Source organism: Accumulibacter sp. (assembly GCF_032229525.1).
Classification (GTDB): domain Bacteria; phylum Pseudomonadota; class Gammaproteobacteria; order Burkholderiales; family Rhodocyclaceae; genus Accumulibacter.
The window spans coordinates 1-16006 of the sequence record NZ_JAVTWB010000067.1; the positions used below are offsets into that span (position 1 = coordinate 1).

Annotated in this window: 16 protein-coding genes; 10 read left to right on the top strand and 6 right to left on the bottom strand. The window is 65.4% G+C overall.

The features are described 5' to 3' along the window. The first annotated feature begins 82 nt into the window (after window positions 1-82). From RUW20_RS04330 to RUW20_RS04355, 6 genes are all read left to right on the top strand, one after another. Window positions 83-565 (top strand): glutathione peroxidase, encoded by a 483-nt coding sequence (locus tag RUW20_RS04330; protein WP_313950980.1) that lies wholly within the window; start codon window positions 83-85, stop codon window positions 563-565. A gap of 78 nt (window positions 566-643) precedes the next feature. Then, a complete protein-coding gene (locus RUW20_RS04335; RefSeq protein WP_313950968.1) occupies window positions 644-1234 on the top strand; it encodes a DUF2946 family protein in 591 nt (196 codons plus the stop codon). Beyond that, window positions 1231-2031 (top strand): ferritin-like domain-containing protein, encoded by an 801-nt coding sequence (locus RUW20_RS04340; protein WP_313950969.1) that lies wholly within the window; start codon window positions 1231-1233, stop codon window positions 2029-2031. Before RUW20_RS04335 ends, RUW20_RS04340 begins: the two co-directional genes overlap by 4 nt. After that, window positions 2028-3254 carry a multidrug effflux MFS transporter gene (locus RUW20_RS04345; RefSeq protein ID WP_313950970.1) on the top strand — a complete coding sequence of 409 codons (1227 nt, stop codon included), beginning with the start codon at window positions 2028-2030 and terminating at the stop codon, window positions 3252-3254. The genes RUW20_RS04340 and RUW20_RS04345 overlap by 4 nt, the downstream gene beginning before the upstream one ends. Window positions 3255-3356: 102 nt before the next feature. After that, a complete protein-coding gene (gene clpX, locus RUW20_RS04350; RefSeq protein WP_313950971.1) occupies window positions 3357-4358 on the top strand; it encodes an ATP-dependent Clp protease ATP-binding subunit ClpX in 1002 nt (333 codons plus the stop codon). Window positions 4359-4503: 145 nt separating this feature from the next. Next, window positions 4504-5238 (top strand): alpha/beta hydrolase, encoded by a 735-nt coding sequence (locus RUW20_RS04355; RefSeq protein WP_409559300.1) that lies wholly within the window; start codon window positions 4504-4506, stop codon window positions 5236-5238. Between the two features lie 7 nt (window positions 5239-5245). Here the strand turns inward: RUW20_RS04355 and RUW20_RS04360 are convergent, their stop codons facing one another. Together RUW20_RS04360 and RUW20_RS04365 are read right to left on the bottom strand one after the other, a co-directional pair. Further along, entirely contained in the window at window positions 5246-6046 is an 801-nt protein-coding gene (locus RUW20_RS04360; RefSeq protein ID WP_313950972.1) for a slipin family protein, read from the bottom strand. Beyond that, window positions 6043-7584: an NfeD family protein gene (locus RUW20_RS04365; protein WP_313950973.1), complete on the bottom strand. Its 1542-nt coding sequence runs from the start codon at window positions 7582-7584 to the stop codon at window positions 6043-6045. Before RUW20_RS04365 ends, RUW20_RS04360 begins: the two co-directional genes overlap by 4 nt. 352 nt (window positions 7585-7936) lie before the next feature. Here RUW20_RS04365 and RUW20_RS04370 point away from each other — a divergent pair, with 352 nt between their 5' ends. The 3 genes from RUW20_RS04370 (at window position 7937) to RUW20_RS04380 (ending at window position 10789) form a co-directional block, all read left to right on the top strand. After that, window positions 7937-8977: an MBL fold metallo-hydrolase gene (locus RUW20_RS04370; protein WP_313950982.1), complete on the top strand. Its 1041-nt coding sequence runs from the start codon at window positions 7937-7939 to the stop codon at window positions 8975-8977. A 62-nt stretch (window positions 8978-9039) separates the two neighbouring features. Further along, window positions 9040-9699, top strand: a complete 660-nt coding sequence (locus tag RUW20_RS04375; protein WP_313950974.1) for a peroxiredoxin — start codon at window positions 9040-9042, stop codon at window positions 9697-9699. A 778-nt stretch (window positions 9700-10477) separates the two neighbouring features. Beyond that, window positions 10478-10789 carry a hypothetical protein gene (locus tag RUW20_RS04380; RefSeq protein ID WP_313950975.1) on the top strand — a complete coding sequence of 104 codons (312 nt, stop codon included), beginning with the start codon at window positions 10478-10480 and terminating at the stop codon, window positions 10787-10789. Between the two features lie 42 nt (window positions 10790-10831). On the opposite strand, the gene RUW20_RS04385 is transcribed toward RUW20_RS04380, so the two are convergent. From RUW20_RS04385 to RUW20_RS04395, 3 genes are read right to left on the bottom strand one after another with little or no spacing between them, the layout of a single operon-like run. After that, on the bottom strand, window positions 10832-12433 hold the full coding sequence (locus RUW20_RS04385; RefSeq protein WP_313950976.1) for a PhnE/PtxC family ABC transporter permease: 1602 nt from the start codon (window positions 12431-12433) through the stop codon (window positions 10832-10834). Beyond that, complete coding sequence (locus RUW20_RS04390; protein ID WP_313950977.1) at window positions 12430-13257, bottom strand: phosphonate ABC transporter ATP-binding protein; 828 nt, start codon at window positions 13255-13257, stop codon at window positions 12430-12432. The genes RUW20_RS04385 and RUW20_RS04390 overlap by 4 nt, the downstream gene beginning before the upstream one ends. 5 nt (window positions 13258-13262) lie before the next feature. Beyond that, complete coding sequence (locus RUW20_RS04395; RefSeq protein ID WP_313950978.1) at window positions 13263-14132, bottom strand: putative selenate ABC transporter substrate-binding protein; 870 nt, start codon at window positions 14130-14132, stop codon at window positions 13263-13265. A gap of 303 nt (window positions 14133-14435) precedes the next feature. Here RUW20_RS04395 and fumC point away from each other — a divergent pair, with 303 nt between their 5' ends. Further along, the gene (fumC, locus tag RUW20_RS04400) at window positions 14436-15833 is read left to right on the top strand and encodes a class II fumarate hydratase (protein ID WP_313950979.1); all 1398 of its coding nucleotides are present in this window, start codon (window positions 14436-14438) and stop codon (window positions 15831-15833) included. Here fumC and RUW20_RS04405 read toward each other — a convergent pair. After that, window positions 15830-16006 (bottom strand): ATP-binding protein (locus RUW20_RS04405; protein WP_313950984.1); only part of this gene is annotated, 177 nt, incomplete at its 5' end. The genes fumC and RUW20_RS04405 overlap by 4 nt on opposite strands.

Consider the following 16006-nt stretch of genomic DNA (forward strand, 5'->3'; position numbering starts at 1 on the left):
TCCCGCGAGGGGAGAAGGGAGTTTCCTGAGTCGCATGCGCGACTTCCACGGTAACCACCATCCCTCTCCCGGAGAACCGGCCATGACCGCACCGATTTACCAGTTCACTGCTGAACGCCTTGAAGGCGGCAGCCAATCGTTTGACGAGTACGCTGACAAGGTTCTGCTGATCGTCAACACCGCCAGCAACTGCGGCTTCACGCCGCAGTACGAGGGCCTCGAAGCGCTTTACCAGCGCTATCACGAACGCGGCCTGGAAGTGCTCGGCTTTCCGTGCAACCAGTTCGGTGCGCAAGAACCCGGGAACGCCGATGAAATTGCCAGCTTCTGCCAGAAGAACTACGGTGTCACTTTCCCGATGTTTGCCAAGATCGACGTCAACGGTGACCACGCCCACCCGCTTTACCAGTATCTGAAGAAGGCCGCCCCGGGCCTGCTCGGGAGCGAAGGGATCAAGTGGAATTTCACCAAGTTTCTGGTCAACCGCGAGGGCGAGGTGACCGAGCGCATCGCCTCGGCCAGCGCGCCCGAGAGCCTCGCACGCGACATCGAAGCCCTGCTTTGATGCGCACCAGCGCGGCGTCGCTGGCCAGGCAGCGGCCGCAGCGGCGACTGTGCTCGATGGCCAGGCCGCAAACCGCCCATGCCCACGCCTGACTTCAGCGCCATGCTGCGCTGGCCGAACGTCCCGGCCTGCTACGGCTGGCTGTCGCTCGACCAACGTGGGCGTTGGCGGATGCGTGGCGAAACCCTCAGCCACGCGGGCCTGAACGATTTCCTCAATCGCCAGTACGCGCATGACGAGCGCGGCAATTACTTCGTGCAAAACGGGCCGCAGCGCGTGTTCGTCGCGCTTGACTACACGCCATGGGTAGTGCGCCTGGCGTCGGCCGACCGGCTCGAAACGCAGGTCGGCGAAACGGTCAGCGAAGTGCGCGGCGCGGCTATCGATGAGCAAGGTAACCTGCTGATCGAGATTCCGAACGGCATCGCGCTGCTCTGCGACCGTGATTTGCCGGCCCTGCTCCCTTTGCTGCGCTCGCCGGATGGCGAGGTCGCCGACGAGGCGAGTCTGCTGGCAGCGGTCGAGCAGCCTGCCACTGGCGTCAGCACGCTGACCTTCGATTGGCACGGCTGCCGTGTGCCGGTGCGGGCGCTGCGCCGATCGGCGGTGCCGGGGCGCTATGGTTTCATCGCTTCACCGCAGGAAGACTCGTCGGAAGCGGCGCCTTGAACCTGCGGCAACAGGCGCTCGATGCCTTGCTGCTCCGCGCACCCGACGAGAAATGCGCGGCAGTCGCGGCGATCTCCTGCGCGTTGCCGCCCGGGGACGCGCAGGAGATCGCTGCCCCCGATACGCACCGCCTGGCCGCCGAATCACTCCCCGGCCGCAGCCCCCTCCCGCTGCTGGTGGCGCCCGCACAGCTCGCCAAGCGACCGGTCACCAGCGTCGAAGGGCGTGCCGCACTGATCCATTCGCTGGCCCACATCGAGTTGAATGCAATCAATCTGGCGCTCGACATCGTCTGGCGCTTCGACGACTTGCCGGCCGAGTTCTATCGCGACTGGCTCGCTGTCGGCAGGGAAGAAGCGCAGCACTTCGCCCTGCTGCGCGAACATCTCGAAGCAATGGGTTTCGCCTATGGCGACTTCCCCGCCCACCACGGCCTGTGGGAGATGGCCGAGAAGACCGCTGACGACCTTCTGGCCCGCCTGGCGCTGGTGCCACGGACGCTCGAAGCGCGGGGGCTGGACGCGGCACCGCCGATTCGCGACAAGCTACAGGGTGTCGGCGACCAGCGGGGCGCGGCCATCCTCGACATCATCCTGCGCGACGAGATCGGCCACGTCGCGATCGGTAACCGCTGGTACCGCTGGCTCTGCAACAGACGCGGGGAGGACCCGGTGGCCACCTACGCCGAACTCGCGCAGCGCTATCACGCCCCTCGCCTGCGTGGGCCTTTCAACCTCGAAGCGCGCCGGGCAGCGGGCTTCGACGAGCGGGAACTGGCCGCGCTGCAGGGCCAATGAACGGGCCAGCGGGCGCAGCGACAACCATTGCTGCTGCGCCGCCACCCTCCTTCGGTCTGGCGGTCCTGCTGACCACCCTGGTCGCCCTGGGCCCGCTGTCGACCGATCTCTACCTGCCGGCACTACCGACCCTGGCCAGGGTGTTTGCCAGCGATGCCGGCGGCGTGCAACTGACGCTCTCCGTCTTCCTCGCCGGCTTTGCCTGCGGCCAGATCTTCTACGGGCCGCTTTCCGATCGCTTCGGTCGCCGGCCGATCATGCTCGGCGGCCTGGCGATCTACTGCCTGGCGACGATCGGCTGCATCTTTGCCCCGAGCATCGAGCTGCTGATTGCCGCGCGCTTCGTGCAGGCGATCGGTGCCTGCGCCGGCCCGGTCCTCGGCCGTGCCGTCGTTCGTGACGTCTGGGGCGCTATCGAGTCGGCGCGGATCATTGCCTACATGGGTGGCGCGATGGCCATTGCGCCACTGCTCGGCCCGACCCTGGGCGGTTTCCTCACCGTCCTCTTCGGCTGGCAGTCCAACTTCGTCGTCCTGCTGATCGTCTCAGTGGTCCTCTTCGTTGCCGTCGCTCGCCTGCTGGGCGAAAGCAATGTCCATCGCCACCCGCAGGCAACCAACCCACGCCAGGTCGTTGCCAACTTCCGCTTGCTGCTCGCCGATCGCCGCTACCTGGGCTACGTGCTCAGCTTTTCATTTTCCTACAGCGCGCTCTTTGCCTTCATCTCGGCTTCATCTTTCGTCCTCAGCGATCGCTACGGGCTGACACCGGAACTGTTCGGCATGTCCTTCGGCATTGTCGTCTCCGGCTACCTGCTCGGTTCGCTCGCTTCGGGCAAGCTGGTCAGGCGCCTGGGTGGCGACACCCTGCTGGCGTGCGGGGCGTGGCTCGGCGCGATCGCCGGCGCGACCATGGCGGCGCTGGAACTGTGGGGCGTACACAGCCTGGCCTCCACCCTCGGGCCGATGTTCTTCTGTACGGCCGCTACCGGCCTGGTGATGCCGAACGCCATCGCCAAGGCACTGGCACCGTATCCGAAGATGGCCGGGTCGGCTTCGGCGCTGATGGGTTTCGTGCAGATGACGCTTGCCGCGCTGGTCGGCATTGCCGTCGGGCACGCGCTGTCCGGTGGTGGCGGAGCACTGGCAGCGGGGGTGGCAATCTGTACCGCGCTGGTGCCCATTTCGTACCTGGCCTTGATCCGGGTTCGCCGCCGCCGCTGACCCTGGCGGCAGCTGCGGCTGCCGCCCAGGCCAGCCACCGAGGGCCGTTTCGGCATAAGATGATCGCCTGCCACAACCCTTTGTCGATGTCGGGGTAGCCGCTTGCTAGCGAGAGAAACCACACCCAGCGCGATCGTCCGTTATCTCGATCAGTATGTGATCGGCCAGGAAGAAGCCAAGAAGGTTCTGGCCGTCGCCGTCTATTCGCATTACCGCAAGATTGCCACCTTCGGGCACGACCAGGAGGCGATGGCGAAGAGCAATGTGCTGCTGGTCGGGCCTTCGGGAACCGGCAAGACACTGCTCTGCGACACCTTGTCGAGAATGCTGAAGGTTCCCTTCGTCAGCGCCGACGCGACCTCCCTGGCACAAACGCGGTATGTCAACGAAGAAATCGAAGCCGCCCTGCAAAGGCTGGTCGACAAGGCCGACGGCAGCATTGAGCGTGCCCAGCAAGGCATCATCTTCATCGACGAAATCGACAAACTGAAGGTAAGCGATGGCCAGTCGCGGGCGATTTCTGGCGAAAGCGTGCAACACGCGCTGCTGAAAATCATGGAAGGCGCGCCGGTCAAGCTGAAAGACCAGCACTACATCGACACCCGCAACATCCTGTTCATCTGCGGCGGTGCGTTTGTCGGTCTCGAAAACATCATGGCCAGGACGCAAAGCTTCGGCTTCATCGCCACCTCGGCCGACGACAACCAGAACATCCTCGACCGCCTGAACCAGCGCGTGAAGCCGACCGATCTGTTCGAATTCGGCCTGATTCCCGAGTTCACCGGTCGCCTGCCAGTGATCGCCAGACTGCACGACTTGAGCAAGGCGATGTTGGTGAGCATCATCAGTGTGCCAAAGAACTCGATCTACCGGCAGTACGTCGAGATCTTCCGGGGGGAAGGCGTCGATTTGCAGGTCGCACCGCGGGTCTTCGAGCAGATCGCCGAGATCGCCATCGAATACAAGACCGGCGCCCGCAGCCTGCGCGGCATTTTCGAGGAACTGATCACCCCGATTCTCTACGTCGTGCCCGACCACCCGGAGATCGGCAAGGTGGAAATCTCCTCCTTGTTCGAAAACGCCCGCCTGGTCGGAAGAAAGTGAGCGCGATCTGGCGATCCCGCCCGCAGCGTCGGCCATCCGGAGCAGCAGGCCAGGGTGACAGGGCCCCGCGAAGGTGATCGGCATCGCCTGGAAAGCGTTGCGGATCAGCCTGGTCGTCTATCTCATCACATTGGCGGGAATCAGCATGTTCCAGGATAAGTTGCTCTACTTTCCCGCACCGGCCAGCCTTGCCGAGATGCTCTCGGGCGGCCTGTCACCCTGGCCCAACGCTCCGGATTTCCGTGGCCTGCTGGCCGAAGCGGACGGCGCGCCAGTTGCCACGGCCGTCATTTTCCACGGCAATGCGGGCCATGCCGGCCACCGTCAGTTCTATGTCGGGGAACTGCGGCGACTGGGCCTGCGCGTGATCCTCGCCGAGTATCCGGCTTACGGCCCGCGTGGCGGCGAACTGGGCGAAAAGAGTCTGGTCGCCGACGCGGAACAGACGATCACCCTGGCCCATCGCATGTACGGCGGGCCGCTGCTGATCATCGGCGAGTCGCTGGGCGCTGGCGTCGCGGCAGCCGCCAGCGCGCGGCAGCGCGAAGCAGTCGCCGGCCTGTTGCTGATTACGCCGTGGGATAGCCTGGAACATGTCGCCGGCCACCACTATCCGCTGCTACCCGTGCAGTGGCTGCTACGCGACCACTACGATAGCGCGGCGCACCTGGCGTCGTTCGGGCGCCCGGTGCTGGTGGCTATTGCCACCGAGGACAGCATCGTGCCGGCACGCTTCGGCCGCGCGCTCTACGCCGCCCTCGGCGAACCCAAGCGACTGGCGGTCATTGAGGGTGCCGAACACAACGACTGGTTCGACCGCCTCGACGAGGCCTGGTGGCGGCAGGCAATCGAGTTCCTGCTCGGCGACAGCAAACACTGATCGCCGCTCAGGTCCTGGCGGCAGCATCCAGCGCAGCGCCGCCCGCCGGCGGCGCCTTGGGCTTCAAGGCGGCGAGCAGGTCGAGCGGCAGCGGCAGGATGACGGTCGTCGCACGGTCGCCAGCGACCTGGGTCATCGTCTGCAGGTAACGCAGTTGCATCGCCTCCGGGCGCTGCGCCAGCATTGTCGCCGCCTCGAGCAATGCCGATGCCGCCTCCTTTTCACCCTCGGCGTGAATCACCTTGGCGCGCCGCTCACGCTCCGCCTCGGCCTGGCGGGCGATGGCACGGATCATCGACTCGTTGAGATCGATGTGCTTGATCTCGACATTGGTGACCTTGATTCCCCAGGAATCGGTCTGCGCGTCGAGGATCTTCTGCACGTCGAGGTTCAGCCGCTCGCGTTCGGCGAGCATTTCATCGAGCTCGTGCTTGCCGAGAACGACGCGCAGCGTCGTCTGCGCCAGCTGCGAGGTGGCCATCAGGAAGTCCTCGACCTGGATGATCGCCTTCTGCGGGTCGACGACGCGGAAGAAGACCACCGCATTGACCTTGACCGAGACGTTGTCGCGCGAGATCACGTCCTGTGGCGCGACATCCATGGTCACTACGCGAAGATCGACGCGCACCATCTGCTGGATGCCGGGAATGACGATCACCAGACCGGGACCCTTGACCTTCCAGAAACGGCCGAGCTGGAAAACGACGCCGCGCTGGTACTCGCGGAGGATGCGCAGCGAGCTGAACAGCAGGATCAGCAACAGCGGCAGCAGGATGCTGCCCAGGCCCAGGTTGAGGTCGAAGATCATCGCGTTTCTCCTTCGGAGGGTGGGAATTCGTCCGCTGCTTGCACGTCGAGCGTCAGGCCGTGCACGGCCAGTACACGTACTCGCTGGCGCGGTGCCAGCGGGCCAGCGGCGTGCACGCGCCAGCGCTCGCCGTGAACCAGAGCCCAGGCGTCGTCGCCTTCGACAATCTGGACTTCACCGGCCGCGCCGATCAATTCCTCAACACCACTGACCACCGGCGCTTTGCGCGCACGCAGGGCCATGCCGCCGCCGAGCAGCACCACCGCCGCCGAGCTGGCCGCCAGACCGAAGAGTAGCGGCAGCGGCACGCCCAGGCCCGGCACGTCACGGTCGAAAAGCAGCAGGCCCCCGGCAATGAAGGCCGCGACGCCACCCACGCCGAGCACCCCGAAACTCGGCGTCAACAGCTCCGCCGCCAGCAAGCCGACGGCCAGCACGATCAACGCCAGCCCGGCGGTGTTCACCGGCAGCATCTGCAGGGCAAACATCGCCAGCAGCAGGCAAATCGCCCCCACCGTCCCGGAAACACCGAAGCCCGGAGACGAGAACTCGAAAATCAGCCCGTAGATGCCGATCATCATCAGGATCAGCGCAAAGCTGGGGTTGGCAATCACCGACAACAGGCGGTGACGCGCGTCCGGCAGCAACTCTTCGGTCGCCAAACCGGCGGTGGCCAGCGTCAGTTTCCCCGCCTGCAGCTGCACGGTGCGTCCGTCGATCTGCGCCAGCAGGTCCGGCACATCGCTCGCCACAACGTCGATCACCTGCTCGCGCAGAGCCTCGGAGGCAGTCAGGGTGACCGCTTCGCGCACCGCGCGCTCGGCCCACTGCGCATTACGCCCGTGCTGCTGCGCCAGACCGCGGATGAAAGCCGCCGCATCGTTGACCTGTTTGACCTTCATCGTATCGCCGGGAACGATGGCCGGTTTGGGCGCCGCCGGCTCGCTCGCGTTGGTCGCTTTGGTCGCGTTGGTCGCTTCCGTCGCTTCCGTCGCTTTCGTCGCTTTTGTCGACGCCGCGGGTGCTGGCTCGCCGGAGGGGGCGGACGCTGGCGGGGCCGGTGATTGCGGGCCCGCCGGCACGCCGGGCAGGCCGATCGAGACCGGCGTCGCGGCCCCCAGCGTGGTCGCCGGGGCCATCGCCGCGAGATGACTGGCGTAGAGGATGTAGGTACCGGCACTGGCCGCGCGCGCGCCCTGCGGACTGACGTAGGAGATCACCGGCACCGGCGACGCGAGAATGGCCTGGACGATCTGCCGCATCGCGCTGTCCAGCCCGCCGGGGGTGTCGATACGCAGGACGACCAGCGGCGAACCTTGCTGTTGTGCCCGCTGCAGGCCGCGCACGATGTAGTCGGCGCTGGCCGGTCCGATCGCGTCCTGAACACTCAGGATGAGCGCCGGGGCTGCTGGCGCCGCTGCTGCCATGCTGCGCGCCATCCCGCACACCGTCGCCAGCAGCAACACCGCCCACCAGCGCCAGCCACAGGGTGCGCCGGTTGGAAGCCGTCCTGCGGGACGACGAAGCAGCGTGCCCATCATCTTTCCTTTGCCTAGCCGTGCTACGAAACCCCCTCGATGTCGCTACGACGCGGCAAGCGTGGCCGGGTTCCGCTGCCCTGGTTGCCAATCTTCGCGCCTCGACACAGACCAGTATAGGCAGCACTTTGAACAGACGCGAGGCGGAGGCACCCATCCCTCGCGCCGCCACCTGCCACCGCCCGAGACACCAGGACCAACAATCTGCGTTAGCATGGCGACAGGTGATTACCTTGGGACTCCCCCAGATTTGCGCTGTGGCAGGAGATCGATGGATCGACCTGCCGGGTACGTATCGGGCCAGACAGCAATCAGCGCGCTGTCAGGCAAATGAGCGATGCAGGAGGGCATGATGATTCTCGAACAGATAGCCACTGGCGGCTGCCAGTCCTACCTCGTCGGCTGCAGCGAGACCAGCTCGGCGGCACTGATCGATCCGGAAATCCGCCAGATCGACCACTACCTCGCACTCGCCGCCCGCGATGGCTTGCGCATCCGCTACCTGATCGATACGCACACCCATGCCGACCACTTTTCGGCGACCCGTCAACTGGCACGACAACTGGCCGTGCCCGTCGTCATGCACCGGGAAAGTCCGGCGCCATTCGTGGACATGCGCATTGGCGACGGCGAAATGGTGCTGCTTGGGCGACTACGTCTGCAGGTGATCTACACCCCGGGTCACACCCGCGACTCGATGTGTCTGCTGGTCGAGGACAGCCTGTTCACCGGCGACACCCTGCTGATCGGCGGCACCGGCCGTACCGACCTGCCGAGCGGCGACCCGGAAGCACTTCACGACAGCCTCTTTCGCCGCGTCCTGACCCTCGATCCGGAGCTCAAGATCTACCCGGCGCACGACTACAAGGGCCGCCAAAGCTCGACCATCGGGCAGGAAATCGCCACCAACCCGCGCCTGCAGGCGCGCGACCGCGACGCCTTCGTCGACATGATGCACAACCTCAACCTGTCCATGCCGACGCACGTCACCGAAGCCTTGCGCACCAACATGAGTGGGGGAAAGTCGGTCGCGCAGTTGCTCGCCGAAGCGGCAGCAAAAGTGCCGTTCATGTCGCTTGCCGAACTCAAGCGGCGTGTCGAGGCTGCAGATGGTGAGCTGATCGTGCTCGACGTGCGCGAGCGCGACGCGTACGAAACCGGCCACATCCCCGCAGCGCGCCTGCTGCCGCGCGGCCAGATCGAATTGCGGGTCAACCAGGAGTTGCCTGACCCGACCCGGCGCATTCTCGTCTGCTGCGAGCTCGGTCACGTATCGACGCTGGCGGCGGCGACGCTGCACGAGATGGGATTCGCCTGCGTCGTCGCGCTCGACGGCGGCATGAAGGCCTGGCGCGAAGCAGGCTATCCGCTGAACTCGGGACGCGAGCCGTGAGTCAAACCAGGCGCAGGCAAAACGCTTGATCGTTCTACCACCAGGAGACAAAGGAGAAAGAAATGGGACTGCACATTGGCGACGAAGCGCCGGATTTCACCGCCCCGACCACCGAGGGCACGATCAGCTTTCATCAATGGATCGGTGACGGCTGGGCAATTCTCTTCTCGCACCCGAAGGACTTCACCCCGGTATGCACCACCGAACTGGGCTACCTCGCCCGCCTCAAACCGGAGTTCGACAAGCGCAACACGAAAGTCATCGGCCTCTCGATCGACAGCGTCGACGACCACAAGCGCTGGGCCGGCGACATCGCCGAGACGCAGGGCACAGCGCTGAATTATCCCTTGATCGGCGACACCGACCTTGTCGTGGCCAAGCTCTACGACATGATCCACCCCAACGCCAGTGGCCAGGCGGACACTCGCACGGCAGTGGACAACGCGACGGTGCGCTCGGTGTTCCTGATCGGGCCGGACAAGAAGATCAAACTGACGATGACCTACCCGATGAGCGCCGGACGCAATTTCGATGAGGTTCTGCGCGCACTCGACGCCGTACAGATCAACGCCAAACACACCGTCGCCACACCGGTAAATTGGCGGCCCGGTGAAGACGTGATCATCCCGCCGACGGTTTCCGACGAAGCGGCCAGGGCCAAGTATCCGGGCGGATGGAAAACCCTCAAGCCCTACCTGCGCGTGGTAGCGCAACCCAAGTAGCAGTGACCACCGCCGGGCAGGCCAAGGGGCCCCTGCCCGGCCATTCCCGCGCTTCTTCCGCCGCCCTGACGCCACCCGACCATCGATGCAACCCCGCTGCGGGTCGCGCTGGTCACGACAGCCCCGGTGCGCGCCGACTCAGCCGCTGCCGCCAACTTCATCGGGCGCCGCGAGGACTGCCGAAGTAATCTGCCGTTTGCCCCGCTCGTTGCCGAGCTTGTGACGCCGGAAAGCGCCGCTGGTGTAGCGTTCAGGTCAAGCTAACAGGTCTAGTCGACGTACTTGACGGCATCGACAGAGTGGTCGAAAACGTCGTCCGCGCATGAGAAGCGCTCATCGTTCACGACCGAGCGGGCCAAGGCGTGCGTCGACAATCGCCACAAAGCGTGAACAAACGCACAACACGCCCGTGCGCTTTCTGCTGCAATGGGCGCAGACGTGGAGCAGACGCCTCGGAACATCAACCCTCCCGGCAGCCGCTGAGCGGTGAGTCGGCGCGCGCTTGCCTCTCGCGCAGCAGCAACGGGTTGGCCGGAATCCTCCTGCCGAGCGCGGAACTGCAGCGACAGCCGGCCCGTCGGTGTGCCCTGTTTGGTGAAACGGGTCGAAGCGAATTTCTCAGGCAAGGACTTCGCTTTCCACCCCAGGCGGCACCGGCTATAGTCACAGTGACTCAAATCAGCCCTTGAACGAAAGGCCGCAAGGCATCTCGCGAGCAGGACTGATGGTTACCCGGCCAGCAATGGCCAGCAATTCGTTTTTCAGAAGGACAACGATCATGGAAGCTGCCCAAAAAGACGCCGTACTGGCCCTGTTCCAGAAGCACCACGCATTCCCCCGCGTGCTGTCAGAAAAATTTCCACACGTTCTCGCCAGAATCGTCGAAACATGGGACTCAGCCACAGCCAGTGAAGAGTGCTTCCAGGCCTTGATGCTGGCCGATCCCAGACGTACGCAAGGCTTTCCGGCAGATGCAATGGCCGAGATCTTCGCTCTCTCCAGGCTGCACGACAGCGTCCACGTCAAGAAGGCCACATCGCCGTTTGATATCTGGGCGGTGTCGCAGGATTCGTCCAAGTTCAAACCCTAGCAAGACCACGACAAGATTTCGGGAAAACCGCGGCGCTGGCCATCAGATCGCGCGTCGCAGCGCTGCGCTGGAAAAATCCACCACGATCGACAACATCAGCATGGCGGCGATGACCGTGCTCGCCTGCGCGTAGTGGAAGAGCGACAACTCGACATAGAGCAATTGTCCGAGACCCCCCGCACCGACGAAACCGAGAATGGCTGCCATGCGGATATTGATTTCCCAGCGGTAGAGTGAATAAGCCACCAGTTGTGGCGTCACCTCGGGCAAGGTGCCGTAAAGAAAGGCCGCACCTGGCGGCGCCCCCGCTTCGAGCAGGGCGTTGCGTGCCGTCGGCGCTGCGTTCTGCAAAGCTTCGGCAAACAGGCGGCCGAGCACACCGCTGGTGTGCAGCGCCAGGGCCAGGATTCCGGCAAAGGGTCCGAGACCGGCGGCCAGCGCCATCAGCGTCGCCCACACCAGTTCCGGCACCGAACGCAGGGCGTTGAGCACGAAGCGCATTAGCCCCTCCGCGGCTGAACCGTAACGCCCGGATGCCGGCAAGGCCAACAACAGGCCGCCGAACGCGGCCAGCAGCGTACCGAGCGCGGAAATCGCGACCGTCTCCAGCGACCCGATGGCGACGCTCCGCAACCACTCGATCGACAGATCAAGCGGAAAAAAAGAGAGAATGAAATCGGCAATCGACGCTGCGGCTTCCCGTGTCAGCAGTCCTGCCAGAGCGAGGTCGAGCCAGACAAAGCTCGCCAGCACCGCACTGCCGAAAAGGATCAACCAGCCCAGCGCCAGCGGCCGGAACGCCGCAGCGGAACCTCGCGTACCGCCCGCGCCAAGCTGCCGGCGCAGGAAACCGGAGAGGGCGTCGGCGGCCAGAACCAGAACCAGAAAGGTGATCAGGATGGTCGCCGCCTCACCGCCATTGAGCATCCTCATCGACTGATCCATCAACTGACCCAGCCCGCCGGCGCCGACAAAACCCATCACCACCGAGGCGCGCACCGCGCACTCCCAGCGATAGACGGTGTAGGAGGTCAACTCCTGCGCGGCGCTGGGTAGCAGGCCGTAACACAGCGCCTGCAGCCGGCTGCCACCGGCTTCGAGCAACGCCCGTGCCGGCCGGCTGTCGCCGGACTCGAGAATTTCCGCATAGACCTTGGCCAGCATGCCGCCGTAGGTCAGCCCGAGCGCGAGCACGCCGGCGGCCGGCCCCAAACCGAAGACGCGGACAAAAAGGAGCGCCCAGACCAGCTCGGGAAGCCCGCGCAGGACCACCAGCAGCATCCGCAAGCCGGCCCGCAGCCAGTCGCCACGGCGCCGCCCCGGCCCGGGACCGATACTTGAAATGGACAACACCCGCGTGGTGGCCATTGCCAGCGGAACGGCCAGCAGGAAGGCCAGCGCCATGCCGGCGGTGGCGATGGCCAGCGTCTCGAGGGTGGCGCGACCGAGATAGGCGAGAAAATCGCCAGCGGTTTCCGGCGGCAGAAAGGCGGAGAGGAAGCCGCCCATCACTTTCAGGTTGTGCGCGTCGAAGAGAACCCACGGACGAAACTCGCCGATCACTCCCAGCGGCCAGAGAATGACGATGGCCAGCAACACGCCGAGCGCCCGCCCGCGTGCCGCCGGGTCGCGCGGATGTTTCATCGCCAGCAGGCGCTAGGCCGAGCAGCCTCCGCGTCGGCCACCTCGCGGACCTGGCGCGGTTCGCTGGCGAGCAGCGGCAGTTCCCCCCCTTCGGTGGCGTACAGCTCGCGCAGCAAGGCCTCGTCGACATCGGCAGCCGGCCGGTCGAAAGCGACGCGACCCTCACGAATGCCGACGATGCGCGGAAAACACGACAGCGCCAGGTCGACCGCATGCAGGCTGGCGACCAGGGTGGCCCCGCGCGCCTCGGCGTCCGCGGTCAGCAGCTTGACCGTCTGCAGCGCGAGGGTCGGATCCAAAGCAGAAACCGGCTCGTCGGCGAGCATCAGTCGCGCTTGCTGATAGAGCACGCGAGCGACGCCAACGCGCTGCAACTGCCCGCCGGAAAGCCGCTCGCAGCGATCGAAGATGCGCTCGCCAAGGTCAAGCCGCGCCAGAGCCGAGGCCGCCCCGGCGATGTCGAGTGGATAGACCAGCGAGGCCAGCGCCTTCCACCACGGCCAGCGTCCCAGGCGCCCGGCGAGGACCGCAGTCACCACCCGCTGCCGCGGCGGCAACGGCGGCGCCTGATGGGCGACGCCGATGCGCGCGCGCAAGCGGCGCAAATCGGCCGCCGACAACTGCCACGGATCGACGCCGAGCAGATCGAGGCGTCCGGTCGTTGGCCGCAGTGCGGCACCGAGGAGACGCAGCAGCGTGGTCTTGCCGGCGCCCGAAGGGCCGATGATCGCCAGATGCTCGCCGGCCCGCGCAGCCAGGGCGATGTCGCGCAGGGCGACAAAGCCGTTGCTGTGCGTCAGCCCAAGGTCGTGCACAGTGAACAAGCGGATTACTTCAGCAAGCCGGCGGCTTTTGCTGCCTGCTCGATCCCCTGGTAGTTTTCCTTCTTCGTCGGGATGAAGCGGGTGGCACGTTGCAGTTCGAGGATCTCGGCGTGCTCGGGGTTCTTCGGATCGAGCTTGAGGAAGGCAGCAGCGATTTTCCGGATCACTGCCGGGTCAAGATCGCCGCGCACCGTCCAGTTGTAATCGAAGTACGGCGGCGTCGTGGCGATCACACGTACTTTCGGATCAACCTTGTTCTGCGCGACCAGTTTCTCCCACACCGACGCGTTGAGTACGCCAGCATCGGCCTTGCCGGAAGCGACGAAGGCCACTGTGGCATCGTGCGCACCCGAGAAAGCGATGTTCTTGAAGTCCTTGTCGGCGTTGATCCCCTCCTGCAGCAGGAAATAGCGCGGCATCAGATGGCCCGAGGTCGACGACGGCGAGCCGAAGGCAAAGACCTTGCCCCGGGTGTCGGCCAGCGTCTTGATGTTTTCGTCGGCGCTGATGAACTTGGAGGTGAATTTGGCGTCCTCCTCGCGCTGCACCAGCGGGATAGCCGTGCCCTTGGTGCGAATACTGGCCTGGACAAAGGTAAACCCGCCGAGCCAGGCCAGATCGAGCTTGTCGCTGGCCAGCGCTTCGACCACCGCCGCATAGTCGGAGACCGGAACGAAGGAAACCTTCATCCCCAGCTCTTTCTCCAGATACTTGCCGAGCGGCGCGAACTTGCGCTGCAGCTCGGTCGGTGCCTCGTCGGGAATCGCCGAAACGCGGAGGACGGCGTCGGCCGCCGTGGCCGTGTTCAGGCAGGTGGTGGCCAGCGCACAGACAAGGGCGCCCTTGAGCGCCAAACGGCGCGAGAAGTGGAACATGTTAACTCCCTGTAGAAACCCGCCACGGCACGGAGTCTGCCGCAGCTTAAACGCGGCAGCGCCTGGAAGCGCGATGCCGCTAGCGAAAAAACCAAAGCGGTACCCAGACCGCCGGCGGACTATAGCCGGGGCAGGGAGATCGATCAAGCCGCAGCAGTGTTCCGCTGACAGCGCAAGCGATCGCCATCGATGCCGACGCGGTGGACAGCGCGGACACGGCTTATGATGGGCGCGTCCACCCGACCGGAGAATGGCAATGCGCGCACCACCACCAGCGACCCTCACCCCCTTGCGAGGCACCCCATGAGCGCCACACGCAGCGAACGCGACTCCTTCGGCACCATCGAAGTACCCGCCGACCGCCTGTGGGGCGCGCAAACGCAGCGCTCGCTCGAATACTTCGATATCTCCAGCGAGTACATGCCGGACGAAATCGTCCTCGCCCTGGCCACCATCAAAGGCGCCTGTGCCCGCGTCAACCGTGACCTCGGACTGTTGCCGGAGGCCACGGCAAGCGCCATCGCGGCGGCCGCGGAGGAAGTGCTGCGCGGCCACCACCAGGATCAGTTCCCGCTATCGGTCTGGCAGACGGGCTCCGGCACCCAGAGCAACATGAACATCAACGAAGTGCTGGCCAACCGCGCCTCGGAACTGCTCGGGGGCGAGCGCGGCCAGAGCCGTCTGGTTCACGCCAACGACGAAGTCAATCTCGGTCAATCGTCGAACGACGCTTTCCCCACCGCCATGCACCTGGCCGCAGTTCTCGGGCTCACCCATGCGCTGTCGCCGGCGCTGGCTCGGCTACGCGCCACTGTGGCGGCAAAGTCGCTGGCTTTTGCCGATATCGTCAAGATCGGCCGTACGCATCTGCAGGACGCCACGCCGCTGAGCCTGGGCCAGGAGTTCTCCGGCTACGCCGCTCAGCTCGAGCATGCCGAGTCGCTCGTCGCTGGCGCACTGCCTTCGCTGTACCCGCTGGCCATCGGCGGCACCGCCGTCGGTACCGGCCTCAACACCCATCCCGAGTTCGGCAGCCGGGTGGCGGCCGAACTCGCCGGTACCAGCGGGCAGCCCTTCGTCGAGGCCAGCAACAAGTTTTCTGCCCTCGCCGCGCACGACGGCCTCGTCGCCGCACATGGCGCACTCAAGACGCTGGCGGTGGCGCTGATGAAAATAGCCAACGACATTCGTTGGCTGGCGTCCGGGCCACGCTGCGGGCTCGGTGAGATCAGCATTCCGGAAAACGAACCCGGCAGTTCGATCATGCCGGGCAAGGTCAACCCGACCCAGTGCGAAGCGCTGACCATGCTCTGCTGCCAGGTGATCGGCAACGACGTCGCCATCGCGGTCGGCGGTGCCTCCGGCAACTTCGAGCTGAATGTCTTCAAACCGCTGATCGCGCACAACTTCCTGCAGAGCGTGCGCCTGCTCGCCGACGGCATGAGCAGCTTCGAGGCGCATTGCGTGCGCGGCATCGAGGCCAACCGGGAGCGCATCAGCGAACTTCTCGAGCGCTCACTGATGCTGGTGACAGCGCTCACGCCGCATATCGGCTACGACCGCGCCGCCGAAATCGCCAAGGTCGCGCACCGCGACGGCATGACACTGGGCGATGCCGCGCAGACGCTGGGTTACGTCACGGAAGAGGAGTTCGAGCGCTGGGTCAGGCCCGAGGAAATGCTTGGCGACGACCCGAGCTAAGCCCGTGCCAACGGCAAGCTCAGGGTAAACAGCGCGCCGCCGTGCGGCCCGTTCGCAGCTTCCAGCCGGCCGCTGTGCCGCTCGACGATGCCGTAGCTGATCGACAGGCCCAGCCCGGTCCCCTGCCCGACCGGCTTGGTGGTGAAGAAGGGATCGAAGAGGCGCGCGAGATT